Source organism: Halomonas sp. AOP12-B1-6 (genome assembly GCF_052379225.1).
GTDB lineage: Bacteria > Pseudomonadota > Gammaproteobacteria > Pseudomonadales > Halomonadaceae > Vreelandella > Vreelandella casei.
Genome location: NZ_JBQSYK010000002.1, coordinates 122,817 through 146,336 on the forward strand (window position 1 = coordinate 122,817; position 23,520 = coordinate 146,336).

General features: G+C 54.5%; 21 protein-coding genes and 1 pseudogene. 7 read left to right on the forward strand and 15 right to left on the reverse strand.

The genetic code is table 11. From position 1 onward, the window contains the following. Window positions 1-3: 3 nt before the first annotated feature. The 6 genes from ACT3TR_RS05825 to ACT3TR_RS05850 form a co-directional block, all read right to left on the reverse strand. Window positions 4-1,383, reverse strand: a complete 1,380-nt coding sequence (locus ACT3TR_RS05825) for a TRAP transporter large permease (protein WP_096277795.1) — start codon at window positions 1,381-1,383, stop codon at window positions 4-6. A gap of 49 nt (window positions 1,384-1,432) precedes the next feature. After that, the gene (locus ACT3TR_RS05830; RefSeq protein WP_444625025.1) at window positions 1,433-1,969 is read right to left on the reverse strand and encodes a TRAP transporter small permease; all 537 of its coding nucleotides are present in this window, start codon (window positions 1,967-1,969) and stop codon (window positions 1,433-1,435) included. Between the two features lie 57 nt (window positions 1,970-2,026). Beyond that, window positions 2,027-3,028 (reverse strand): sialic acid TRAP transporter substrate-binding protein SiaP, encoded by a 1,002-nt coding sequence (locus ACT3TR_RS05835; RefSeq protein ID WP_096277791.1) that lies wholly within the window; start codon window positions 3,026-3,028, stop codon window positions 2,027-2,029. Between the two features lie 172 nt (window positions 3,029-3,200). Then, window positions 3,201-4,388, reverse strand: coding sequence for a four-carbon acid sugar kinase family protein (locus tag ACT3TR_RS05840; protein WP_444625024.1), 1,188 nt, complete (start codon window positions 4,386-4,388; stop codon window positions 3,201-3,203). Beyond that, the gene (gene pdxA / locus ACT3TR_RS05845; RefSeq protein WP_441685430.1) at window positions 4,385-5,404 is read right to left on the reverse strand and encodes a 4-hydroxythreonine-4-phosphate dehydrogenase PdxA; all 1,020 of its coding nucleotides are present in this window, start codon (window positions 5,402-5,404) and stop codon (window positions 4,385-4,387) included. Before pdxA ends, ACT3TR_RS05840 begins: the two co-directional genes overlap by 4 nt. Beyond that, complete coding sequence (locus ACT3TR_RS05850) at window positions 5,401-6,165, reverse strand: SDR family NAD(P)-dependent oxidoreductase (protein WP_444625023.1); 765 nt, start codon at window positions 6,163-6,165, stop codon at window positions 5,401-5,403. The genes pdxA and ACT3TR_RS05850 overlap by 4 nt, the downstream gene beginning before the upstream one ends. A 231-nt stretch (window positions 6,166-6,396) precedes the next feature. Between ACT3TR_RS05850 and ACT3TR_RS05855 the strand changes: the two genes are divergently transcribed. The 3 genes from ACT3TR_RS05855 to ACT3TR_RS05865 are packed head-to-tail and all read left to right on the forward strand — an operon-like array spanning window position 6,397 to window position 10,323. Further along, window positions 6,397-7,560, forward strand: a complete 1,164-nt coding sequence (locus ACT3TR_RS05855; RefSeq protein ID WP_096277783.1) for a fumarylacetoacetate hydrolase family protein — start codon at window positions 6,397-6,399, stop codon at window positions 7,558-7,560. A 37-nt stretch (window positions 7,561-7,597) separates the two neighbouring features. After that, window positions 7,598-8,899 carry an L-fuconate dehydratase gene (locus ACT3TR_RS05860; RefSeq protein ID WP_096277781.1) on the forward strand — a complete coding sequence of 434 codons (1,302 nt, stop codon included), beginning with the start codon at window positions 7,598-7,600 and terminating at the stop codon, window positions 8,897-8,899. After that, window positions 8,899-10,323: an FAD-binding oxidoreductase gene (locus tag ACT3TR_RS05865; protein WP_444625022.1), complete on the forward strand. Its 1,425-nt coding sequence runs from the start codon at window positions 8,899-8,901 to the stop codon at window positions 10,321-10,323. Before ACT3TR_RS05860 ends, ACT3TR_RS05865 begins: the two co-directional genes overlap by 1 nt. 78 nt (window positions 10,324-10,401) lie before the next feature. Here the strand turns inward: ACT3TR_RS05865 and hpaI are convergent, their stop codons facing one another. The 5 genes from hpaI to ACT3TR_RS05890 form a co-directional block, all read right to left on the reverse strand. Beyond that, window positions 10,402-11,169, reverse strand: coding sequence for a 4-hydroxy-2-oxoheptanedioate aldolase (hpaI, locus tag ACT3TR_RS05870; RefSeq protein ID WP_096277777.1), 768 nt, complete (start codon window positions 11,167-11,169; stop codon window positions 10,402-10,404). Window positions 11,170-11,218: 49 nt separating this feature from the next. Beyond that, the gene (locus ACT3TR_RS05875) at window positions 11,219-12,514 is read right to left on the reverse strand and encodes a TRAP transporter large permease (RefSeq protein ID WP_096277775.1); all 1,296 of its coding nucleotides are present in this window, start codon (window positions 12,512-12,514) and stop codon (window positions 11,219-11,221) included. Further along, on the reverse strand, window positions 12,511-13,065 hold the full coding sequence (locus ACT3TR_RS05880) for a TRAP transporter small permease (RefSeq protein ID WP_444625021.1): 555 nt from the start codon (window positions 13,063-13,065) through the stop codon (window positions 12,511-12,513). Before ACT3TR_RS05880 ends, ACT3TR_RS05875 begins: the two co-directional genes overlap by 4 nt. A gap of 81 nt (window positions 13,066-13,146) precedes the next feature. Further along, the gene (locus tag ACT3TR_RS05885) at window positions 13,147-14,127 is read right to left on the reverse strand and encodes a TRAP transporter substrate-binding protein (protein WP_444625020.1); all 981 of its coding nucleotides are present in this window, start codon (window positions 14,125-14,127) and stop codon (window positions 13,147-13,149) included. A gap of 315 nt (window positions 14,128-14,442) precedes the next feature. Then, window positions 14,443-15,357 (reverse strand): LysR family transcriptional regulator, encoded by a 915-nt coding sequence (locus tag ACT3TR_RS05890; protein ID WP_096277768.1) that lies wholly within the window; start codon window positions 15,355-15,357, stop codon window positions 14,443-14,445. Between the two features lie 147 nt (window positions 15,358-15,504). On the opposite strand from ACT3TR_RS05890, the gene ACT3TR_RS05895 reads away from it, so the two are divergent. Continuing rightward, entirely contained in the window at window positions 15,505-16,710 is a 1,206-nt protein-coding gene (locus ACT3TR_RS05895) for a CaiB/BaiF CoA transferase family protein (protein ID WP_444625019.1), read from the forward strand. A 37-nt stretch (window positions 16,711-16,747) separates the two neighbouring features. After that, entirely contained in the window at window positions 16,748-17,713 is a 966-nt protein-coding gene (locus ACT3TR_RS05900; RefSeq protein WP_444625065.1) for a hydroxymethylglutaryl-CoA lyase, read from the forward strand. Window positions 17,714-17,834: 121 nt separating this feature from the next. Here the strand turns inward: ACT3TR_RS05900 and ACT3TR_RS05905 are convergent, their stop codons facing one another. The 4 genes from ACT3TR_RS05905 to ACT3TR_RS05920 form a co-directional block, all read right to left on the reverse strand. Next, the gene (locus ACT3TR_RS05905; protein ID WP_096277764.1) at window positions 17,835-19,115 is read right to left on the reverse strand and encodes a TRAP transporter large permease; all 1,281 of its coding nucleotides are present in this window, start codon (window positions 19,113-19,115) and stop codon (window positions 17,835-17,837) included. Between the two features lies 1 nt (window position 19,116). Continuing rightward, a complete protein-coding gene (locus ACT3TR_RS05910) occupies window positions 19,117-19,668 on the reverse strand; it encodes a TRAP transporter small permease subunit (RefSeq protein ID WP_444625018.1) in 552 nt (183 codons plus the stop codon). Between the two features lie 5 nt (window positions 19,669-19,673). After that, the gene (locus tag ACT3TR_RS05915) at window positions 19,674-20,756 is read right to left on the reverse strand and encodes a TRAP transporter substrate-binding protein (protein ID WP_444625017.1); all 1,083 of its coding nucleotides are present in this window, start codon (window positions 20,754-20,756) and stop codon (window positions 19,674-19,676) included. A 94-nt stretch (window positions 20,757-20,850) separates the two neighbouring features. Further along, the gene (locus ACT3TR_RS05920) at window positions 20,851-21,897 is read right to left on the reverse strand and encodes a glutamate cyclase domain-containing protein (RefSeq protein ID WP_444625016.1); all 1,047 of its coding nucleotides are present in this window, start codon (window positions 21,895-21,897) and stop codon (window positions 20,851-20,853) included. A 169-nt stretch (window positions 21,898-22,066) separates the two neighbouring features. On the opposite strand from ACT3TR_RS05920, the gene ACT3TR_RS05925 reads away from it, so the two are divergent. Next, a complete protein-coding gene (locus ACT3TR_RS05925) occupies window positions 22,067-22,987 on the forward strand; it encodes a LysR substrate-binding domain-containing protein (protein WP_096277756.1) in 921 nt (306 codons plus the stop codon). A gap of 76 nt (window positions 22,988-23,063) precedes the next feature. Continuing rightward, a pseudogene (locus ACT3TR_RS05930) lies at window positions 23,064-23,336 on the forward strand (hydroxymethylglutaryl-CoA lyase); the annotation flags it as partial. Window positions 23,337-23,520: the final 184 nt, after the last annotated feature.

Here is a 23,520-nt window from a genome sequence, read left to right on the forward strand (position 1 = left end):
TGCTTAGCGATATATCAGCGTGGGTAGCCACATAGAAATAGCCGGGATGAACGTCACCAATAGAAGGCAGATCACCAGGGGTATTAGGAACGGAATGGTGCCTCGCATGCAGCGCTCAAAGCTCACGTTAGAGACCCTGGAAAGCACGTAGAGCACCATGCCCACTGGTGGCGTTAATAGTCCGATCATCAGGTTAAGCACCATGATGACCCCGAAGTGGACAGGGTCTACCCCCACCGCAACGGCCATGGGCAACAGCACCGGGACTAAGATGGTGATCGCAGCGATCGTTTCCATAAAGCAGCCCACGATAATCAGCACGATATTGGCCATTACCAGAACGGCGAGCTTGCTATCGGCAAAGGGGCCCATTAAGGCGATCACATTCTGAGTCACCTGATTGCTGGTCAGTATCCAGGCGAAGATCGACGCCGAAGACACAATGAACAGAATAACCGCGGTGGTCTCGATGGTTTCCATGCTGACTTTAAGCAGTTTACGCCACGTCAACGTACGGTAAACCACGCCACCCAGGAGCAAGGCATAAAACACCGCGGCCACCGCGGCTTCAGTCGGCGTGAAGGCACCGGTGATAATACCGCCCACAATAATGACAGGTGTCAGCAACGATAAAAACGCCCGTTTGAAGGTATGGCCAAGAACCCGCATGGAGAAAATGGCATCGCGCTGATAGCCACGCCGCCTTGAGATGATGAAGATCATCAACATCAGCATGATGCCCATCAACAGGCCAGGGATCAGCCCTGCTGCGAACAGTTGGCCTACCGAGGCGGACGCCATAACCCCGTAAATCACCATCGGCAAGCTAGGCGGAATGATAGGCCCGATGGTCGAGGACGCCGCCGTAATTCCCACGGCGAACTCTTCATCGTATCCCGCATCCTTCATGGCTTTGACTTCAATCATGCCCAGGCCGCCTGCATCCGCTACGGCCGCGCCCGACATGCCCGAGAACACAATGCTAGCCCCCACATTGACATGGCCAAGGCCACCCCGCATCCAGCCCATCAGCGCCTTAGCGAAATTGAAAATACGCTCGGTAATGCCACCATTGTTCATTAGGCTGCCGGCAAAAATAAAAAACGGAATCGCCAGCAGCGGAAAGCTGTCAATGCCGTTAATCATGCGGTGTGCTATGACAATGCTGGGCACCTGGCCGGTGATTAAGACAAACATTAAGCAGGCGCCTGCCAAGCTAACCGCGATAGGCACGCCCAGCACCAGCATGGTAAACAGCGCAAAGAACAAAAAGCCAAGATCGTAGCCCATTAGCGGTAGAATCACGCAGCCCAGAATAGCCAGTGCCGCCAGCAGCGGAGACACTATCGGCTTTTGCCAACGCATCACAGAAAATCGGGACATGGGAGGCCTCTTGATAAAGATGATGTCGCGGGTAGCCACAGCTCAAGCGTCATAGGGAACGCCCCAGATACTTCAAGTAAAGCCGCTGAACGGTGCGCAGCGCCATCAATGTAAACGCCGCACAGACGGTGAAATAGATGATGCTCTTAGGCAGATCCACCGACACCATTAGGCTATTGGTGCGTGATGCCAGCTGATAGGCGATCCATGCCATCGCTATATAAAAACTAAGGCTTATCAGGTTGACCAAATGCTCTAGCAAACGCGCCTGCCAGCCCGGCATGTAGTGGTAGAAGAATTCCACCATGATGTGGCTACCGTTACGGGCTGCCATGATGCTGCCAAAAAAGCCCACGCCAATCAGTAAGTAACGGGCAATTTCTTCGGTCCAGCCAATAGAACTACCCAGCACATAGCGACTAAAAAACTGGGCGAACACCACTAAAATCAATGCCCAAAAAAGCGTTAAGGTGACAAAGTCTTCGAGGCGATAATCACTTAGTTTGAACGGTGCATCCTCGAAAGCAGATTCAAAATCAACCATCGGGTCGCCGATAGGCGGGGAATTCTCGCGCGAATCATTCATGGCACAGGACTCCAAACACTCCGCTCAGTAAAGAGCGGAGTGTTATCAGGGGTTGGATTACTGGCCGATAGCCTGTAGGCGATCGTAGGTTTCCTGATCCCATGTCGCGGCATCGCCGTTATGGGCGGGTAAAACGGCCTCACGGAAGAGTTCACGGTCCACTTCATTGATGGTGTTACCCTGCTCTTCAAACCAGGCAACCAGCTCCCCTTCGGCCTTCAGAATATCTTTGGTGTTGTTTTCAGCCGCCTCCTGGAAAACCTCGCGGAATATTTCGCGGTCTTCTTCAGAGAGCTGATTCCAGCGCGGCCCGCCAACAATCGTAATAAGCGAATCGGTAATGTGGCCGGTCAGATTGATGTAGTCCTGTACTTCATGGAAAGCCTTAGCACGAATAGTCGGCAGCGGATTTTCCTGCGCGTCTACAACGCCTTGCTGCAGAGCCAGATATACCTCATCAAACGAAATGGGCGTTGGGTTAGCACCCACCGCCTGAGGCATCATCATGTACATCGGTGCGTTGGGCACCCGAATTTTCAGCCCTTCCATGTCTGCGGGTTCATTAATGGGGATATTGGACGTGACGTGGCGTTCGCCATAATAGTTGAGCGCCAGCGGAACATTGCCGGTTTGATCCTGATAGCCCTGAGCAATCTCTTGGAATAGATCGCTATCGGCAAACGCCTGCCAGTGATCGAAATCACGGAACATATACGCAGCCCCGGCAATGCCGATGGGGCCATAAGCGCGGCCAGCGAACTGGGTGCCGGTATAAATGATATCGACCGTGCCTAACCCAAGCCCTTCGTTGATGTCTTCCTCTTTACCTAACGAGGCAGCGGGGTATACCTCCATGGTATAGCGCCCATCGGTGCGCTCTTCAATCTCGTCAGCGGCCCATAATGCCCACTTATGGAAAGGCTCGGAGGTTTCATAAACATGGGCGAAACGCAGGTTCTCGACGGCCTGTACCGCACCGGCTACGCTGATACCAGCGGCAATAAGCGTAGCGGTTAGCAAACGGGACATCGTTAGGCGGTGTTGGCTTTTGTAGCTCATCTTGTATTCCTCACAACCATTAGATTTATTGTTGGTTATTGTGCGAGCGGCAACAGTCGATGAAACCGATCATCTTACTGTATACGTATCATACCACCAGATTGAAACCTAGCTGCTGACCCTCAATTACGCAACTACCCGGCTAGCATTTTGCTGTCGTTATTTTGTGTACTTAGTTCGACTCACAGCTCAGGTTAAGCTGCTGATGCAAACGAACGAGTAGTGATGAGTCGCCGAAGCCGCCCGCCTTAGTCATTACTCTGCGGTGGGCATCACCATCCAAACACCCTAATGCCACACCCGGTGACCACTCAGTCTCAACGGTGATATAACGAGCGCCTTGCTGGGAGAGCACTGCCATAGCGATATCGCCACCGGTAAGAAATTGCAGGTGCTCATCTTCGTCATGCCAGGCTGAGATAATGCCAGCCACCTGGGCCGCCATTGCATCGGCCACTTCAATCGCTGTGCGCACTGTTCCATCTTCACTAGGCACGATGACACATGCCTCGACGCCAAGGTGATCAAGCGACGTAGCACACGCCTCAATAATCGCTACGTTGGGTAACTGCTGACACAGCGCCTCAAGCTGCTCCGCGGCACGAGGAGCCCGGGAGCCAACGGCATACAGCACCGATTTTATCCCGCACAGTGACCTAGCCTGAGCACAGGGAGTCCCGAAGCGACGTTGAGCAATGGCCATAGCCAATCCCGCTGCGCCTGCCATGACACGTGAGCTTTTGAGCTTCAGCACGCCATCGTAAAGCGCGGCGAGTTCCGCGTCGCTGCTGGCATCGACAATGCAGCTCTCGTCAGGAAGCGTGTTTCCCTTCTCAAGGCGATAGCGCTGTAACGCCAGCCCCCCTGCGGCAAACGCATCATCAATAGGACCCCATAGAGGCGATGATCGCGCATCCTGCTGATATGCCGTATTGGCCAAGCTTACGCCATCAACCCAGACTTCAGCGTTGCGCACAATGCGCCCTTGAGCCGGTACCGCTGGCGCCAATAGCAGTGGATATCCAATGGCCTCTTGCAATGCTCGACACTCGGCAACTACCTGGCCGCGCAAGGTTGAATCCACCTTTTTAAACCATTGCTGCGGGCGTACTTGTGTCAATAGACGAACCGCCTTAGAAACCCGCAACGCTGCTTCATCGGCCCGCAAATGGCGTGACTCGGTATTGACGGCGATGACCGCTGGCCACGTCCCTTGCCCTTGCCACACATCAAGCGTCGCTGTTAATGCTTCTAGACTGACAATCACTCGGGCATCGGCTCCCCGTGCAGCAAAGGGCGCTGATGCATCCAGCGCACCCGACAAATCGTCGGCAATAATGGCTAGCTGGCAGGGGCTCACGAATGCCCGCCACTGGCGAGACGTCGCGCATAGGCAATCGCGGACCCCATATTGGTAGCATCTGCTTTACCTTGCCAGGCGATATCGAACGCGGTGCCGTGATCCACTGAGGTACGCTGTAACGGCAGGCCTAGGCTGACATTCACCGTGGTATCGAATGCAATGAGTTTGACCGGAATATGGCCCTGGTCATGATACTGAGCAACGACTAAATCGAACTCGCCTTTAGAGGCTCGGTAGAACACCGTGTCAGCAGAAATAGGGCCACTTACATCAAAGCCACGCTGACGCAGTTGATCCACTGCGGGCGCAATACAGCGGCTGTCCTCATCACCAAAGATTCCCCCTTCACCGCAATGCGGATTGAGTCCGGCAACGGCGATACGTGGCGCACTTAGTCCCAGCGCAACCAAGTGAGCATTGCCGGCTTCAACGGTGGCAACAATACGTTCAGGCGTCACTCGATCGATCGCTTCTCGCAATGAGACATGCGTTGAAACATGCAGCGTCGAAAGCGTCTCCGAGGCCAATAGCATGAACGATGAGGGCGCGCCGGTCAGCGCTGCCAGCATGCCGGTGTGGCCATCGTAATGGTGCCCTGCTTCATGCAGCGCCGCCTTGTTAAGCGGCGCAGTAACAATCACCTGCGCCCGACCTGACTGCACTAAGTTCACCGCCGCCTGAACGCAACGAAAAGCCATATCACCTGCGCCCGCACTGATTTGGCCATCCGGGATATCTGCACCCACCGGCACGTCCACGACGCTGATAGCGACACAGTGATCACCGCTGGATGGTTGGTCGAGCGGCACAAACATCAGCTCAGCATCGACACTGGCCGCTGCTCGACGATAAATAGCGGGATCTCCCACCACGATGGCACTGGCTCGTTCGGCGCTAGACATAGCCTTTAACGCGCGACAAATAATTTCCGGGCCAATACCCGCAGGGTCGCCCATGGTGATCGCAATCTCATAACACTTAGCGCCTGGGTCACTACGCAATGACATACTCATGGCATTAGCTGCCCACCGTTGACCTCAATGATTTGACCCGTGACATAGCCGCTCAGTGCGTCTGTTCCAAGAAATACATAAGCCCCTACGCACTCTTCGGACGTGCCTAATCGCCCCATAGGGATCGATGCACGTGCCGCGGCTAAATGCGCCTCGCTGGAGTGGCGCTCGTGAAAATCGGTCGCAATCGTACCGGGGGCGACGGCATTGACGCGGATATTCTCGCCGGCCAGCTCTTTCGCCATATTGCGCGTCACCGTGCTCACAAAGCCTTTCGCTGATGCATATAACCCTGCACCGCCACCACCGCCATTGCGTGCGGCAATAGACGTGGTATGGATAATATTGCCGCGTCCTGCGCGCCTAAAATGCGCTAGCGCGGCGCGGCTGGCCATGATCACCGAGCGCACGTTGAGATCCATCACTCGGTCGTAGTGGTCATCATCCATCGCGTCTAAGCCTACCCGGCCCAGCATGTCACCAGCGTTATTGATTAACAGATCCAACCCGCCCAGGCGTTTGGCCGCTTCATCGACAAGCCGTTGCGTTTCACTGGAATGGCTGACGTCCGCCTTAAGGGTAAAGGCTTCCCCCTCTGCATCGCGGATAGCCTTGGCCACCGCTTCGGCGGGCGCTTCGCTGCTGTGATAGTGCACTGCCACATGGGCACCCAGCGTACCTAGCTGCTTAGCCACCGCCGCGCCGATGCCACGGCTAGCGCCGGTGATGAGGACTCGCTTGCCTTTCCACTCGTCTAACATGACCTTCTCCTTAGGATTTTTACTTTTATTTTTGCACGCAGCGTTAAGCGAAACCGATCTCAATTAGGCAGATTTAACTATCGACCCGAAACCGGACGGTGCGCTAAAGTGAGCCATGAACTGGCATACCTGTCATACAACACAATATCCATAACATGATAGGTGATGACGCACCAACCACTCGTTGCTCATCACTAGTACATCTTTAGTCCAACTTTTCTGGAGGCGCACATGAACCCACTGTCCCTGACTGACTCTCTTCCCCATGATTTGGATAAAGCGCTGCTCGTTGGCCGCGTTTGGCTGGATGGCACGCACCCCGGCCCCGCACTGGTAACCGTGCACGCTGGCCAGGTCATCGATATCACCGCGTTTGGCCCCACCATGGCTGATTTGCTGGAACGCGATGATGTGCTGTCCGTCGTGCAACGCGCAGATGGGCCGTCAATCGGTAGCGTCGAGTCGCTGCTCGCCAACTCCCAGATGCCTTCGCCAACCGCGCCCTACTTGCTGGCCCCTTGCGATGTACAGGCCGTTAAAGCCTGTGGCGTCACCTTTGCCGTTAGCCTGTTAGAGCGAGTAATCGAAGAGCAAGCGGGCGGTGATCCGGCTAGGGCCGTCGCGCTGCGCGACGATTTGCAGGCGCTGATTGGCACCGATCTCTCCAAGATTACCCCAGGGTCTGCCGAAGCGATGGCGCTCAAAGAAGCGCTGCAAGCCCGTGGTGGCTGGTCGCAATATATGGAAGTAGGCATTGGCCCCGATGCCGAGGTGTTTACTAAAGCGCAGCCGCTGTCTTCGGTAGGCTTTGGCACCCCGGTGGGTTTGCATGAGTCCTCTCAGTGGAATAACCCAGAGCCGGAAATTGTCCTGGCGGTAGACAGCCGTGGCCAGGTGCGCGGCGCCACGCTAGGCAATGACGTCAACTTGCGCGACGTTGAGGGCCGCAGCGCCCTGCTGCTCGGCAAGGCAAAAGATAACAACGCCTCCTGCTCGCTGGGGCCGTTCATCCGGCTATTTGACGATCACTTCGATATGGATAGCGTACGCAATTGCCAGGTATCGCTGCGTATTGAAGGAGAAGACGATGATTTCTTGCTCCAGGGCGAGAGCGATATGCGCGAAATCAGCCGCGATCCGCTGGACCTAGTAGGCCAAACTATCGGCGAGCACCACCAGTACCCTGACGGCTTCATGCTGTTCCTCGGCACCATGTTCTCACCGATTCAGGACCGCGACGGCGAAGGCCAGGGATTCACCCATCATCTAGGCGATCGCGTCACCATCGCTACACCGTCCCTTGGCGCCTTAGTCAATACGGTAGGCAGAAGCGATCAGCTGCCGCCCTGGACTTACGGTATTCGCGAACTGATGCGCCACCTAGCGCGCCGCTAAGTATTACGCCACCCATAGCACTGATTAGGAGAGCACAATGACAACCATAACACGCGTCGAAATTCAGGATATCCGCTTCCCCACATCGCGCACGCTGGACGGCTCGGATGCCATGAATGCGGCGCCCGACTATTCGGCCACTTACGTCATTCTGCATACTGATGATGGCAGCCCCGAAGGGCACGGCTTAACGTTTACCATCGGCCGCGGCAACGAGATAGTGGTTACCGCCGTGCAATCACTAGCGCCGTTAATTGAAGGGCGCTCACTGGCATCCATCACCGACAATATGGGCAGTTTCTGGCGAGAAATCACCGGTGACAGCCAGCTACGCTGGATCGGCCCCGATAAAGGCGCGATTCACCTAGCCACGGCGGCCATCGTCAACGCCGTGTGGGATATGTGGGCAAAGCACGAAGGCAAACCAGTATGGAAGCTGCTGGTGGATATGACCCCAGAGCAGCTGGTGCGCTGTCTCGACTTTCGCTTCGTTACCGATGCGCTCACGCCGGAAGAAGCAATCTGCTTGTTACGCCGCCAGTCATCCGGCAAAGCAGAACGTGAAGACGAAATGCGCCGCGACGGCTACCCAGGCTACACCACTTCATCGGGTTGGCTGGGCTACAGCGACGAGAAAGTGCGCCGCTTGGCCAGAGAAGCGCTGGCGGAAGGCTGGACGCACTTTAAACAAAAAATTGGTGGCGATATCGAAGAAGATGCCCGCCGCGCAGCGCTGCTGCGCGATGAGATTGGCTGGGACAACGTGCTGATGATGGATGCCAACCAGGTATGGGACGTCGATGAAACGATCACTAAAATGCGCCGCTTAGCGGAATTTGACCCGCTGTGGATCGAAGAACCCACCAGCCCTGACGACATTCTAGGCCACGCTGAAATTCGCCACCGCGTTGCGCCTATTGGCGTTGCTACCGGCGAGCACTGCCATAACAAAGTGATGTTTAAGCAGTTCTTCCAGGCAGATGCCATCGACTATTGTCAGCTTGATGCGGCACGCCTGGGCGGGCTCAACGAAGTCATCCTGGTGGTACTAATGGCCGCCAAGTTCGGCGTGCCAATTTGCCCTCACGGCGGTGGCGTGGGGCTATGCGAATACACCCAGCACATCTCACTCTTCGATTACATTGCGGTATCCGGTAGCCTTGAGGGTCGCGTTCTGGAGTATGTGGATCATCTTCACGAACACTTTATTGACCCGGTCGTCATTCGCGGCGGGCGTTATCAGGTGCCCGAAGCGCCGGGCTACAGCATTGCCATGCACGCGCAGTCACAAGCGCAGCACTCCTTCCCCGACGGCGCTGCCTGGCAGGAAGAGGTCTAATGACAGCGATCACACTCTTTTTAAACGAGCTCGCCAGCCTGCTTGGCGAGCGCGGTTTAATACGCCAACCAGAGGCGATGGCGCGCTACGTTAGCGACTGGGCTGGCGATACGCTAGGCATGCCGCTGGCCGTAGCCCGCCCGGCGAATACCGCTGACGTTGCTGAGATTGTCAGGCGCTGTTATCAGCAAGGGGTCGCAATGACGCCCCAAGGTGGCCACAGCGGCCTAGTGGCGGGCGCATTGCCCGCCGCAAACGGCCAGGAACTGGTGATCAGTCTGGAACGTTTGAACAGCGTGCGGGCCATTGACCCGGTTAACTTCACTATCACGGTGGACGCTGGCTGCATCCTTGAGAACGTCAAGCTAGCCGCTGCCGAGCATGACTGCGATTTTCCGCTTTCACTCGGCGCTCAAGGCAGTTGTCAGATTGGTGGCAACATTGCTACCAATGCAGGCGGTCTTAACGTGCTGCGCTACGGCATGATGCGCGAGCTGGTACTCGGGCTGGAAGTGGTGCTTCCCGATGGGCGCGTGCTGGAAGGCCTCAACGCCCTGCACAAAGACAACCGCGGCTACGATCTTCAGCAGCTGTTTTTAGGCAGCGAAGGCACCCTGGGCATCGTGACCGGCGCAGTGTTAAAACTCTCACCACGCCCGACTCAAAACCGCACCGCGCTGCTTGGCCTACCCTCCGTTCAAGCGGTTATCGACCTATATGGCTTAGCACGCCGCGACTGCTGCGATTTGCTGACGGCTTTTGAGCTGATTCCGCGCCGCTGCATTGAGCTGGCCATAGAAGCAACCCCGGAGCTTCGCGACCCATTGGAAAGCGCCTACCCGTGGTACGTGCTCATGGAAGTCGCCGCCACCGGACCGATAGATTTAGCGACGATGCTGGAACAGCTGCTGGAAACAGGCATGGAGCGTGAGCTGGTGCTTGACGGCGCACTCGCCGCCAGCGACACCCAGTCGGCCCAGCTGTGGCAATTCCGCGAGAGTATGCTGGAAGGCCAACGTCGGCGCGGCGAGCACTTACGTACTGATATCGCCGTGCCTATTTCAGCGATTCCAGCCTTTGTCACGCAGGCGAGTGAGGTCATCATGGCCGCCTCTCCCGAGTGCGAAATCATTGCCTATGGGCACGTCGGCGACGGCAACCTGCACTTTAACATTCTGCCGCCCAGCGCCATGGCTGACGCAGACAAAAAAGCCCACCTGCATGACCTGGAAGAACGGCTTTTTGAAGTGCTCGATGATTTCAACGGCAGTATCAGCGCTGAGCACGGTATTGGCCGCACCAAGCAAGCGCCCTATTTGGCTCGGCTATCACCCATCGAACGTGAACTCATCAGCAGCGTTAAAGCCCTGTTTGATCCTAAAGGGCTGATGAACCCCGGAAGGATTTTGCCGACTGAAGGTTAACGACCCAGCCAGGCAAGCGCAGAATGCATATCCACATTAAAGCGCTTGCCTGTCCTTCGCTCAGCGTTCATACAAACCCTAGCGTTTGAAACGCTCTGCCAAGCCGCGCAAGGCATTGGCATACAGCAGAGCATCGATCCCTACGCCAACGAATGTACAGCCTGCAGCTAGGTAGCCGCGAGCTGCCTGTTCGTCCACCGTGACAATCCCTGCCGCCTTACCCGCTGCGCGAATTTTGTGAATAGCGTCACTAATCGCCGCTTCCACGTCGGGGTGGCCAGCATTGCCAAGATGCCCCATCGAAGCAGATAAATCGGCGGGGCCAATAAATACACCGTCGACCCCTTCTACTGCGGCGATAGCTTCCAAATTATCCAGCGCCTGCTGGCTCTCTACCTGCAGCATCAGGCAAATCTCGTCATCTGCGCGGGCCAGATAGTCCTTCACCTGCCCCCAGCGCGAGGCACGTGCCAACACATGCCCAACGCCACGTTCACCGTGGGGTGGGTAGCGGGTTGCAGCAACCAGCTCAGCGGCTTGCTCGGCCGTTTCCACCATGGGGATCAGTAAGTTCTGTACGCCAATATCCAAATAGCGCTTGATCAGCACGGCATCGCCCGTGGGCGGGCGCACTACTGGGTGGCTTTTATAGGGCGCCAGCGCCTGCAGTTGAGCAAGCAGGCTGCCCAGGTCATTAGGAACGTGCTCGGCATCTAGCAACAGCCAGTCAAAGCCAGCCGTGGCGGCAATTTCCGCTGAGTATGCGCTCGCTAGCCCGAGCCAAATCCCCGTTTGGGGCTGGCCCGCTAACAGCTGCTGTTTAAACTCATTTTGAGGCATGTTCATATTGGCTCCTTTTTATTTTGACGGCGGTTAAAACGCTCGCCTTAAGCTCTTAATAACCCATGAGATCTGGCAGCCACGTGGCCAAGCCCGGCACGGCGATTAGCAATAAAATAGTGGCGATAATCGGCAGTAAGAAAGGCAGTATCGCGGTCACCACCTGGCCATAGCGCAGTCGCGTAATGCCCACCATTAAAAACAGCACCGTGCCAAACGGAGGAGTAATGACCCCGACGGACAGTGTAATCACCATCACAATGCCGAAATGCACCGGATCTAACCCGGCGCTAAGCGCCGCTGGTACCACAATCGGCGTGAAGATCAGGATACTTTCAATCACTGACATAAAGCAGCCAATGAGCAGGAAGAACAGCGCGAAGCAGAGCAATAGCGCCACCGTGGGCATATCGACGCTGGCGACCTGCCCTGCCAGTGCCTGTGGAATGCCCATGCGCACTAGTATCCAGCCGTAGAAGCTGGAAACCGCAATAATCAGCAGAATAACCGCACTGAACATTAAGGTTCTGCGGAAAGCATTAAAAAGATCCCGCCCGTTCAAATCACGGTAAATCACACCGCCTAGAATAATGGCGTACAGCGAGGCAATTGCGCCCGCTTCCGTCGGCGTGAAGAAGCCGCCCCAAATGCCACCCACGATAATGGCCGGCATCATTAGCGGTAATATCGCACGCTTGCCAGTGCGAGCAACTTCGCAGGCATCAAACGGCTTAGGTTTAGGCATCACGACCTTGCCGGTCGCGCCAAGCAGTACGGTCATGCCCATCAGCAGCAGTGCCATCAAAATGCCCGGCAAAAGCCCCGCCATAAATAGACCACCAATGCTGACATTGGCAAGCCAGCCATACACGACTAGCGCAATGCTGGGTGGCAAGATTGGCCCAATAACGCTTGAGGCCGCGGTAATGCCCGTGGAGTAATCCAGCGCATAGCCACGCTCTTTCATGGCCTTAATTTCAATACTGCCAAGCCCCGCAGCGTCCGCTACGGCGGTGCCTGACATGGTCGCGAAGATAGAGCTCGCCACCACGTTAGCGTGGCCAAGCCCACCTTTAGTGAAGCCGACAAGCGCGGTCGCAAAGTCGAAAATGCGCGTCGTCGTCGAGCCGATATTCATAATATTGGCGGCTAGAATAAACAGTGGAATCGCTAGCAGCGTAAAGTTGTTGAGCGTTTGCACCATTCGCAGCGGCAATAACTCAACGGGCAGGCCACCGGTACCGGTTGCCACTAGCGCGATAAACGACGTCACGCCAATAGCCACCACCACGGGCAAGCCAATAGCCATCAGTATCAATAGCCCGCCGACAAAAATCAGTAATTCCATCATGGCTGAGCTAACTCCTCTTGATGCTCTTCTTCATCATGCACTTCCAACCACGCGACCGGGCCGCGCAGGGTTTGCCACACTGCTATCAGCGCCATACCCGCAAAACTAAAGAAAATACCGTAGTAGAGATAGCTGAAACTGATACTCAGCGAGACCGTTTTATTGTTGGCGCTCATATCCGACATGATCCATGCGCCCCAAGCGGAAAGTGCAAAAAAACCACATGAAATCAGTGCAGTGGATCGATACTGGAGACTTTTTCCTAACCCAGAAAGCTTATGGCTAAACAAATCGACTACCAGATGCTCGCTGCGCACCCAGGCCGATAGCGATCCAAAGCCAATCGCGTAGATAGCCATCATAGACGCGACCTCTTCGGTCCAAGGCATACCAAGCCCCAGCAGATCCCGCGCAATAACCGCCGCCACAATAAGCAGCAGGATAGCGGCCATTAACGCCACGCCCGCCCCATCGCAAAGGCGGGTTACCCAGCGCAACGTATAGAAAGCTATTCGATCGAACCCGTTACTGGGCGGAACCACGTGATTCACAGGAAAACTCCCCGACATTTATCAACATACAAAAATAAAACGACGGCCCGATGGGCCGCCGCTGTTTGCTTCAGGTGCGTATTAGTTACTTTCGCTACCCAGCGCATCTTCGCGAACGCCGTCGGCCATCTCAGAAAGAACGCGATCAATGGCGGGCATCGCCGCTTCACGGAAGGCATCAATATCAGGCTCGATAACCGTCATTCCTTCTTCTTGAAGGGCTTCTAGATAATATTTATCCAGTTCAAGCTCTTGCTCTGAGCCATACTCGCGGGCCACATCGATCGCCTCCGCAATCAGCGCCTGGTCTTCCGCTTCAAGACCATCCCACCAGCGCGAACTGGCTACCCAGCTCCAGGGAAACTGTACGTGGCTGGTCAAAATCAAATAGTCCTGCACTTCCCACAGCCGGCGCGTATAGGGCGATGAAAGCGAGTTTTCGTGACCGTCGACCTGGCCGGTTTGCATGGCTAGATAAATTTCCGGTGCCGGTACGTTGACGACCTGAGCACCAATCTCTTCCCACACTTCTAGCCAAATGGGCAGCGAAGGCAGGCGAAGACGGAATCCGGCAAGATCTGCGGGCGTATTAATTTCTTTATTGGCCGTCATATGACGCGGGCCACGATGCTGAGTACCAAAGAATTTAAGACCGCCTTGGCTCTCTGCCTTTTCAATCAACGCCTGCCCAGAAGGAGTCTCTATATAAGCGTCCACTTCGTCCCAGGTGGTAAACAAAAAGGGCACGGTGATGGCATCATATTCAGGCGCATATTGCTGGCGCCAGTTGCCGCCGGTCAGGGAGATCTGTGTCTGGCCAAGATTCAGCAATTCCAAAATAGCGTTTTCACCGCCCAGCGATCCCGCCAAAAAAGGACGCACCTCAAAGCGGCCCGGCGCCTGCTCTTCTAAATATTCAGCGAAACGTTCCACCGCAGCACTTTCCGAGCCGCCTTCACTCATCGTGTTGTTGACTTGAATTTCGATGGGATTAGCGAGGGCGAAGGGAGCCGCCGTTAACATTCCAAGGGTAGCCAGCGTGGCAAATAATTGTTTCCGCATGCGATGACTCTCTACGGTTGTCGTTATGGGGTGTCATTGTTGTAATCGTTCTTATAGCCATTTCTAGTGGCACTACTTCAATCTTGAAACAAGCCGTCAATGGGCTCAAATCGACGTTCAAGAAGGCTGCCTTCGTATAATACGATGGCTAGAAACGCCCCTATAGCGCGTTATTTCGTCCCATCACTCACAGGCATACGACCAAAGATGGATAGCGCCGCTGGCCGGAAGCTCATTAACAGGCGCGTTGCAGGCTATTGAATGCTTAATCATTCAGCGCCAGCATTCTCGAAATACGAAGCCGCTAAAGCGTACCTAATCCTCGATAAGCGCCGAATGGGCGCTGTCTCCCGCTAAGTGGTCAACCAAATGCCGGGCCGTGACGGGCAGCGTTGCATAGCGACGTATGCCAATCACCAGTTCGTGCTGAGCCCACGAGTCGCTAAGCGGGATACTTTTCAGTTGTAGATCACCCAGGTCGCGGTAAATGGCTTGCTCGGGCAGCACGCCAACGCCCATGCCGTGATGAATCATGCGACAAATAGCGTCAAAGCTACGCACCTGAATGCGCATTCTGAGCGCTTTACCCGTCATATTGGCCTGCTCATTCAACAGCGATTGCACGGATGCATCTTGCTGCAAGCCAACAAAATCAAACTCAAGCGCTTCACTAAAAGCGATGCTTTCACGCTCTGCCAGAGGATGACCCTTGGGCGTCATCAGCACGAGTCGGTCTCGCCGGTACGAGAGCCGCTGAAGATCAGGTGCCGCCACGTGGCCAGCAAAAATACCGATGTCGGTCAGCCCGTCACGCACGGCGGCAACGATTTCGCTGCTGACGCGCTCCTGCAGGTCGATTTTAATTTCGGGATAGTGCCGCGAGAAGGCGCTGAGATCCTGGGGAAGAAACGCAATGATTGCTGAGGTATTGGAGTGAATACGCACGTGGCCACGCACGCCTTCGCCGTACTCGCTCAGCTCTGCATGCAGGCGCTCAATGTTATCCAGAATGCGACGAGCATGGTGCAAAAAAGCTTGACCAGCAGGCGTTAGCTCAACGCCTCTGGGGCGACGGTACAGCAGCTTGGCACCGACCAACACTTCCAGATCACTAATCCGCTTGCTCACGGCGGCAAGCGCCAAGTGTTCGCGCTCTGCAGCCGCTGTCAGGCGCCCCTCATCCGCCACGGAGATAAAGAGCTTAAGAGTGACAAAATCAAAGCGGCGCATAAGAATCTCCGGGCAAGGCAACGGCCTTATGCTATCGCAGACCTTCGTCGTCTACGAAACCTTTGTTACCCATTGTCTAATTGTCCGCCGCAAACCGCTCGCGCATGCTGACAATCTGTAATGAATCCAATCACAAGAGAAAGCCCCATGAATGCTCCCACTGCACGCCAGCTACCGCTACAGGGCCTGAAGGTTCTTGAGCTTGGTCAACTCATTGCAGGCCCTTTCGCCACTAAATTGCTGGGTGAGTTCGGCGCAGATGTGATTAAAATCGAGCCGCCGGGTACCGGCGACCCACTTCGCAAATGGCGAATGATTGAAGACGGCACGTCGCTGTGGTGGCACGTACAAACCCGTAACAAGCGCTCGGTAGCACTGGATTTACGCAGCCAAGAAGGCCAAGCGCTGGTGCGCCAACTTATCGCCGAAGCTGACGTCGTGGTGGAAAACTTCCGCCCCGGCACCTTAGACAGCTGGGGGCTAGGCTGGGAAGCGCTCTCCAAACTCAACCCGCGGCTGATCATGGTGCATATTTCCGGCTATGGGCAAACGGGGCCTTACCGCGACAAGCCCGGCTTTGGCGTGATTGGCGAAGCCATGGGCGGGCTGCGCTACCTTACCGGCCAACAGGGAGAGCCTTCCGTGCGCGTAGGCGTGAGCATTGGAGACTCACTTTCCGCACTTTATGCCGTGATTGGTACGCTGCTGGCGCTTCAGGAACGTAGTCGCAGCGGCCTGGGCCAAGAAATTGACGTCGCACTGTATGAGTCGGTGTTTGCAATGATGGAAAGCCTGCTGCCAGAGTTCGATGCCAGCGGCCAGGTTCGTCAGCCCAGCGGCAGTGCCCTGCCCGGCATTACCCCTTCGAACGCTTACCGCTGCCAGGGCGGCGACTATGTACTCATCGCTGGTAACGGCGACAGTATCTTCAAACGTTTAATGAGCGTCATTGGCCGCGATGATCTTGGCAACGACCCGGCGCTAGCCCATAACGACGGACGCAGCCAGCAAGCCGATATGATTGACGCAGCCATTCAAGCGTGGACTGAAGAACGTCCGCGGGATGCTATTTTACCCGCCCTAGATGATGCCCGCGTGCCCGCAGGCTACCCCTACACCGCCGAAGATATTGCCTTTGACCCGCATTATTTGGCACGGGAAATGATTCAAACTTTTAACCGCCCCAACGGCAAAGCGCTAAAAGTACCGGGTGTTCTGCCCAAGCTGAGCGCAACCCCTGGGCGACTCGGCAACGGTGGCCCCGCGCTGGGTCAACATACTGACGACGTTTTGGATGAGCTGGGCATTGATCACGACACCCGCGCCAAACTTCGCCAAGCGGGCATTATCTAACGCATGTACGATTAAGGAGAATACGATGCATAGCACAATGAGCCCGCCAACGCCCTGCTCTGCGAAGGTAGAAATCAACGAAGTCGCCCCGCGGGATGGCCTGCAAATTGAAGCGCGTTATGTACCGACGGAAGAGAAAATTCGTTGGATCGATGCGCTCTCCACCACCGGCCTGCGGCGAATCGAGGCAACCTCGTTCACCTCACCCAAAGCCATTCCCAACCTGCGCGACGCGGCCGACGTAGTGACCGGCATTCAGCGCAGAGAAGGCGTCGATATCACCGTGCTGGTGCCTAATGTTAAAGGTGCCGAGCGGGCATTAGCCTGCCAAGTGGATGAGATTAATCTTGTAATGTCCGCCAGCAATAGCCACGGGCTGGCAAATCTGCGCATGACGCCAGAGCAATCTCTTGAGCAGTTCGCGGCTATTTTGGAAGCAACTCAAGGCAGCGGCGTGTTTATCAATGCCTCACTCTCCACCACGTTTGGCTGCCCGTTTGAAGGCGATGTATCCCAAACCCGCGTGCTGGAACTGGTTGAAAAACTGATCGCACTGGGTATTCAGGGCATCACACTCTGCGACACCACCGGCATGGCCAACCCCGCCCAGGTCAACCTGCTGTGCGAGGCCGTCCTTGAGCGCTGGCCAGCAACGCCGTTTACGCTGCATTTCCACAACACTCGCGGCATGGGGCTAGCGAATGCACTGGCGGCCTGGCAGGCGGGCATCACTCGCTTTGACTCAGCGCTCGGCGGGCTGGGCGGCTGCCCCTTTGCTCCCGGCGCCACCGGCAATGTATGTACCGAGGACCTAGTGCATATGTTTGAGGCCATGGGTGTCGATACCGGTGTCGACCTGGATGCACTACTTGAGGTCGCAGCCACCCTTCCCGATCTGATCGGCCACGATGTGCCGGGGCAGGTGGTTAAAGCCGGGAAATCGACGCGGCGATATCCTGTGCCAGCAAAAATAGACACTGCATCACCGTCCGTAACCGAATAAATCAGTCGATTGGCTGAAAAGATAGTCTTATAGCTAATTCGAGCAATGTTTAAGGTTATCCGGACACTCTGTATCCGGATAATCAAGTTCCAAAGAGGACGTTCCTCTCCCCTCTGAAGAGTTAGTAAAGAAGGCCCGGCAGCCAAAGTGCAAGCTGAGGTGCGGCAAGCATCAGGCCGATCATTAACATCAGCGTCGTAATAAAGGGTAAAACACCAATAAATACATCGATCAGCTCGCCCCGGCCACGTACGCCTTGTACTACATAACAAAGCATCCCTATCGGTGGCGTCAGAACGGAGGTTTCTGCAACGAGAACCATCATGACACCAAACCAGACTGGATCGTAACCTAGCCCTACCACGATAGGTGTCACAATCGGAATCGTCAGCACGATCATTGCCAGTGTATCCATGAACATACCCAATATAAGATACATCATCAGGATCATAAGCATAGTGGCTAGTGGGCTCCATTCCAGCCCCTGAACCAGCTCATTAACCACACTAAGCATGCCAGTTGCGCCGATGATAAAGTTCAGCAAAAAAGCAAGAATCGTTATCAAGATCATCATTGATGAGGTGCGCACAGTTCCGATGAATACCTCAACCATCATTTCCCAACTCAGCTTCCCATACCAGGCTGCAAGCCCCATGGAAGCAATGACACCTATTGAGGCCGCCTCAGTAGGGGTAGCCCACCCGGCATAGATCGAACCAATCACCAAAATGAAGAGCGCCAACGGTGGTGCGAGATCCGGAAGGCTTTGAAGCAAAGCTTTAACAGACAACGGGCTGCGTCGGCCGTCCAGCGACGGTGCTGCCACGCATAGCACGATAATTGTTATTGAAAAAATAATCGCCAGTAGTATGCCCGGTATTAAACCGGCGACAAAAAGCTGAGGAACTGAAGTATCCGTTAAAAACCCGAAAATAATCATGTTGATTGAGGGCGGAATCAGAATGCCTAACGTGCCGCCGGCCGCCAAACTACCTAGAAACAGTCGTTCACTATAGCCATGACGATCAACTTGCGGCATCGCCGTAGTTCCTATCGTCGCAGCAGTAGCCACACTCGAACCAGAGGTAGCCGCAAACAGCGCGCTTGCGCCGATGTTGGCATGCATCAAGCCCCCCGGTAGCCAACCGATCCAAGCTGCTACACCATTGTACATCCGATCCGCAATATGTGAGCGCAGCATTATTTCGCCCATCATGATAAACATTGGAATGGCGACCAGAGTAAACTCAATACTGTGCGACCATGCAATTTCACCAAAAGCGCGTTGCAAGGGAAGTGGCGAGATAAGCCAATCCAGCGACACTGCTAACCAGCCTAGCACCGCTGCAATGGGCAACCCCAGAGCGATCAGTACAAACAGGAGGATAAGCGCAATACCCATATCACGATCTCCTCAATGCGGATTCGGATGCGCCAAGCTGCGCTGCGAGCGGTTGGTTACCACTCACCACGGCCCGAACGAGATCGAATAACAGTGCTATAAGGCAAATCAAGAAAAAGATTAACCCTGTTAGCCAGAGTGCCTGGGGAATCCACAATGGCGTAGCAAGGGAAGTACTGGCTCGCGCACTTAGCCGTAAGGATTCAGCTAAAGTGCCCCAAGCATGAGTCACCACGATACCCATGACCCCAGCAAACGAAGCCATGGATACAATATCGAGTACGCGTTGCACTCGGACAGGCATAAGCAGATAGATAAGATCTACGCGAATATGCGCCCGCATAAATAGCGCCTGTGCAAACCCCCAAGCCATTGCAATTGCAAAGGCATAGCCTACTAACTCTTCAACACCCACAAGGCTGTGCCCAAAAAGTCTCCGTGCTAGTATCTCGGCGGTCATTAAGGTGGCCGATGCCAGTAGCAAAAGCCCACTCCCAATAGCGGCAAAGCGAGCAAAACGTGCCAATTTGGTTGAGATAAGAAAAGATGACAAAACGATTACTCCTCAGCGGCCAGTTGTATATCCAAGACGTCACCCACCGTTGCATTCCAACGGTTGACACAATCTACTCCACAGGCGCGGGTGAATTTAGACACCACATTTTCTGTCACAGCACGCCTTAGGCGTTCGCTATCCTGATCGGATAGTTCGACAAGCGTTAGGTCAGCCTTGGTTAGATTTCGGGGGGAGGTTGCCTCGGGTTCGCAACGATTATCACCGACAGAGCACCAGATACCCTGCTGGGTCGCAACGCGCGCCATGTCCCATCCTGACGGCTCAAGCTTGCGACGAATTTCATCCTGCAAATAAGTCTGAACGGCTGGATCCAGTCTTTCCCAAGTCTGGGCATTCGCGACAATGAAGTTGACACCCCAGCTCACCCTCAGATCAACAAGGTGCGTCGCAACATCGGTCCATTTTGCGCTATTGCCAGAATTAGACCCTGTAAACGCACAATCAATGACGCCGCGCTGCATGGCAGGTACAACTTCATTGAAGGCCATGGTCACCGGGTTAGCACCCAAGGCGGCGACCAACGCAGATGTGGTAGTCGAGAAAACACGGATTTTCTTGTCTGCCAAATCATCCAGATCCTCAACGGGGGTGGCACACCAAAGAACCTGCGCACCAGTGGGCCAGAAGCCCAGTGGTATCACCCCTAACTCATCACGATAACGTTCCTCAAGCACCGGACGGTAAGCATCAACCACCGCCCTTAACGTGTCTATATCTTGAACCAACCCTGCAATGTCGATCGCATCGTTTTCAGACAACTCACCAGAAATTAGCGTGGTGCTGCCCGCAACAATGTCGGCCACCCCCAATGCGGTTAACCGCATTAGCTCGGGCCCCTTCACGCCAAGATCGGTAGCGCTGATCAGATCCACCACAATCTGGCCATCACTGCCATCAGGAATAGCACCGGTCCAAAATGGTTGCAGCACATTCGTCCAGTTAGGCGAGTTTACTGGTGAGCCAATAACCGAAAGTTGTGTTTCAGGAATATCTTGAGCAAGTGATGTAAACGGCAAGATGCTGAAAAGCGCTGCGACGCTCAGTATTTTTTTTGTGCTGCGCATGTCTTTAGCCTACCTATTGGCAAATAATCATTTCCGAATTTGCATTTTCAACTCACCAAAGAAAGTGCTGAACCTATTGCCGTCGTAGGGCAGCTTACCGCTGAACCTCTTTCATTTTCCCATGTGAAAGGCCTCTATCGGGAGCTGCAATATTTAAGCGAACCATGTCACGTAACAACTGTACGATCGCCATAGAGCTTTCACCCTCAGCCCCATCCACAATGAAACGTGAAGTGCAATAACGCATCTCCCAGCCGCCAGCGTCCAGGCAGGCACGAATGATGCGTTTTTCAAGCTCGGGATCTTGAACGAGCTCCTTGTCCTTTAGCAAAAAGCCCAGCATTGCAGCAATGCCATAGGCACCCCAGTTCGAAATCGAGGCTGGCAAGAAAATATCGGTTGCAGTGACAGTTATAGCGCCACCTGGCTTGCTGGTCTGAGTCTCTCGACCATAGGGATGAAAGTCTTGCATGAAGGAGTGGATGCGCCCGAATCCTATCTCGTTGCCATTGTCACCAATTCCAATACTGAGCACTCCCTGCTGAGCCGCCTTGTCAAACAATGGAGCGACGTTGACGCAATTTTTCGGCGCGACCCCCGTCGAGTAATGAACAATGCCACTCTCATTCGGGCCTAGCCGTTCGATTGCAATAATGGCTTTTGGCTTCATCTTGCTCAGTAGATCGTCAGCCCAAGCATCAATCTCAGACTGACCTTCAGGAGCCGTAATCAGGGCTGCACCCATGCGACGATCTTTAGCCAACTCGTAATCTCGGATCATCAAACCTGCTGCCTCTGATGATGCCTTGATCGGTGGAGCATGGCATATCTCGGAGACATAGACCGGCACCGCTTTAAGCCCCCAATACAATGCGCGCGCAATCGATACAGCTCCTGGGGGGCCATCGCTTTCTCCGTGAGGCACTTCAGGCATATAGCCAGCTCCCGTAACGATTAATACCACATCGCCCTCGCCCACATTTTCTACCAGCGCTTCGGCAGCGCGCGCAGTAATAGGGCGCCCCCCTCCCTCACGTCGTGCCTCATCGTATATCGGCGCGATGATGTTGTGGTTCATGCCACGGTTACGCATCTCGACTGTGATCAAGCGATCCACGTACTCGCCCATAATAGTTGCCATATAAAAAGCCTCGGTTCGATTATTGGATGAACCAAGATACTAGTTAGGCAAGAACCCAATTGACGAATCGAATTTTAGAATGAGGCATCAGGAAAAATTATGCTATTGCTGGTAATTTACAGTTATGTTTGTCTAATACAAAACGGATTAACACGAGGTTCTGGTTATTATGCGCGCCTTAAACCACCGTCAGGTCTCAGCTTTTCGTGCCGTCATGCTCAGCGGCAGCATGACGGCAGCAGGCCGCATACTCCATATTAGCCAACCCGCCGTCACCCGCCTTATTCGTGACCTGGAAGAAGATCTTGGCTTAACTTTATTCAATCGCAAATGGGCGAGCATTCAACCCACTCCAAATGCTGTTGCGCTTTTTCGCGAAGTCGAAAAGTACTTTGATGCGATGGAGCGTATTCGCGACAGTGCTCATCAGTTACGAGAAAAACAAGAAGGCCGGTTGCGTATTGCGGCCATGTCTACATTATCGTCTGGAGCTCTTCCCGAAGCTATTCGTCGTTTCCGTGCTATTCAGCCAGGAACCGGCTTTTTTATACACTCTGACAACTCCGTTTATATTCTCAACGCAATGCAACGTGACGAATTCTCTATTGGGTTTGGCCGGGTTCCAGCCGAACGCACCGATATTAACCATACTGCAATGCCAACTTCTTCTGTTGTCTGCTTACTGCCCAAAACTAATCCGCTGGCCAATAAAACATCAATTTCGGTTGAAGACCTAGATGGGCAGCCGTTCATTTCACTTGGCATAAGCAGTCTTCTTAGAATGCAGATCGAGGATGCTATGGATGAAGCAGGCGTTCGGCCAGGCTCTACGGTACAAACACTGTATTCAAATACTGTTTCTAGTTATGTGGCAGCGGGGTTGGGAATTGCAGTCACTGATATCTTTTCAGTTATGGGCACTAACCTCACTAATATTGCAGTCAGGCCCTTTACAGCAAACATAAAATTTCAATTCTCGGCCATTTTTTCTTCACTTGAACACACCGAAAACTCAAAGCTCTTCGCTCAGATTTTTAATGAAATAGTGGCTGAACAAATTATTAATATCGAAAAAACTTACACTAACTGATTATACGCGCTGTATTACATTCTGAGATGTCCACTGTTACTGGGCAGAATCACTCGGCTGCTGGCCAGAAACGCCGTTTATGCTACATTTTCGCAACACTCGCGCCATGGGTCTCGCCAACGCCTTGGCGGCGTGGCAAGCGGGCATCACCCGTTTTGATTCATCGCTAGATGGACTGGGCAGCTGCTCCTTTGCCTCAGGCGTTAGCGGAACTGTAGGCACCGAAGGCACCGAGGACTTAGTACATATGTTTGAGTCCATGAGCGTATACACCAGTGTCAATTTGGATGCCCTGCTTGAAGTGGCCGCCACCCTACCCAACCTCATCGGCCATGAGGTACCGGGGTAGATCGTTAAAGCTGGGAAATCAACGCGGCGTTATACGATACCGAAATCAGCTATCTGGCCCGGGAATCGGAGTTAACTAGGTGCCGGCCAGCGCCAGTTTGTGCAGTCGTTCCTACGCGCCGGGATTCGCTAGGCAAACGCGCCAGGAGCTTTCGTGCGACAATCCCCGCTCGGCAATAAGGAGA

What these genes read in the sequence shown, in the direction of transcription:
- ACT3TR_RS05920 (WP_444625016.1), bottom strand. Translation starts at nt 21,897, where the DNA reads ATGGCAACTATTATGGGCGAGTACGTGGATCGCTTGATCACAGTCGAG.
- ACT3TR_RS05900 (WP_444625065.1), top strand. Translation starts at nt 16,748, where the DNA reads ATGAGCCCGCCAACGCCCTGCTCTGCGAAGGTAGAAATCAACGAAGTC.
- ACT3TR_RS05890 (WP_096277768.1), bottom strand. Translation starts at nt 15,357, where the DNA reads ATGCGCCGCTTTGATTTTGTCACTCTTAAGCTCTTTATCTCCGTGGCG.
- ACT3TR_RS05925 (WP_096277756.1), top strand. Translation starts at nt 22,067, where the DNA reads ATGCGCGCCTTAAACCACCGTCAGGTCTCAGCTTTTCGTGCCGTCATG.
- ACT3TR_RS05830 (WP_444625025.1), bottom strand. Translation starts at nt 1,969, where the DNA reads ATGAATGATTCGCGCGAGAATTCCCCGCCTATCGGCGACCCGATGGTT.
- ACT3TR_RS05850 (WP_444625023.1), bottom strand. Translation starts at nt 6,165, where the DNA reads ATGTTAGACGAGTGGAAAGGCAAGCGAGTCCTCATCACCGGCGCTAGC.
- pdxA (WP_441685430.1), bottom strand. Translation starts at nt 5,404, where the DNA reads ATGAGTATGTCATTGCGTAGTGACCCAGGCGCTAAGTGTTATGAGATT.
- ACT3TR_RS05835 (WP_096277791.1), bottom strand. Translation starts at nt 3,028, where the DNA reads ATGAGCTACAAAAGCCAACACCGCCTAACGATGTCCCGTTTGCTAACC.
- ACT3TR_RS05905 (WP_096277764.1), bottom strand. Translation starts at nt 19,115, where the DNA reads ATGGGTATTGCGCTTATCCTCCTGTTTGTACTGATCGCTCTGGGGTTG.
- ACT3TR_RS05865 (WP_444625022.1), top strand. Translation starts at nt 8,899, where the DNA reads ATGACAGCGATCACACTCTTTTTAAACGAGCTCGCCAGCCTGCTTGGC.
- ACT3TR_RS05885 (WP_444625020.1), bottom strand. Translation starts at nt 14,127, where the DNA reads ATGCGGAAACAATTATTTGCCACGCTGGCTACCCTTGGAATGTTAACG.
- ACT3TR_RS05825 (WP_096277795.1), bottom strand. Translation starts at nt 1,383, where the DNA reads ATGTCCCGATTTTCTGTGATGCGTTGGCAAAAGCCGATAGTGTCTCCG.
- ACT3TR_RS05895 (WP_444625019.1), top strand. Translation starts at nt 15,505, where the DNA reads ATGAATGCTCCCACTGCACGCCAGCTACCGCTACAGGGCCTGAAGGTT.
- ACT3TR_RS05915 (WP_444625017.1), bottom strand. Translation starts at nt 20,756, where the DNA reads ATGCGCAGCACAAAAAAAATACTGAGCGTCGCAGCGCTTTTCAGCATC.
- ACT3TR_RS05875 (WP_096277775.1), bottom strand. Translation starts at nt 12,514, where the DNA reads ATGATGGAATTACTGATTTTTGTCGGCGGGCTATTGATACTGATGGCT.
- ACT3TR_RS05860 (WP_096277781.1), top strand. Translation starts at nt 7,598, where the DNA reads ATGACAACCATAACACGCGTCGAAATTCAGGATATCCGCTTCCCCACA.
- ACT3TR_RS05855 (WP_096277783.1), top strand. Translation starts at nt 6,397, where the DNA reads ATGAACCCACTGTCCCTGACTGACTCTCTTCCCCATGATTTGGATAAA.
- hpaI (WP_096277777.1), bottom strand. Translation starts at nt 11,169, where the DNA reads ATGAACATGCCTCAAAATGAGTTTAAACAGCAGCTGTTAGCGGGCCAG.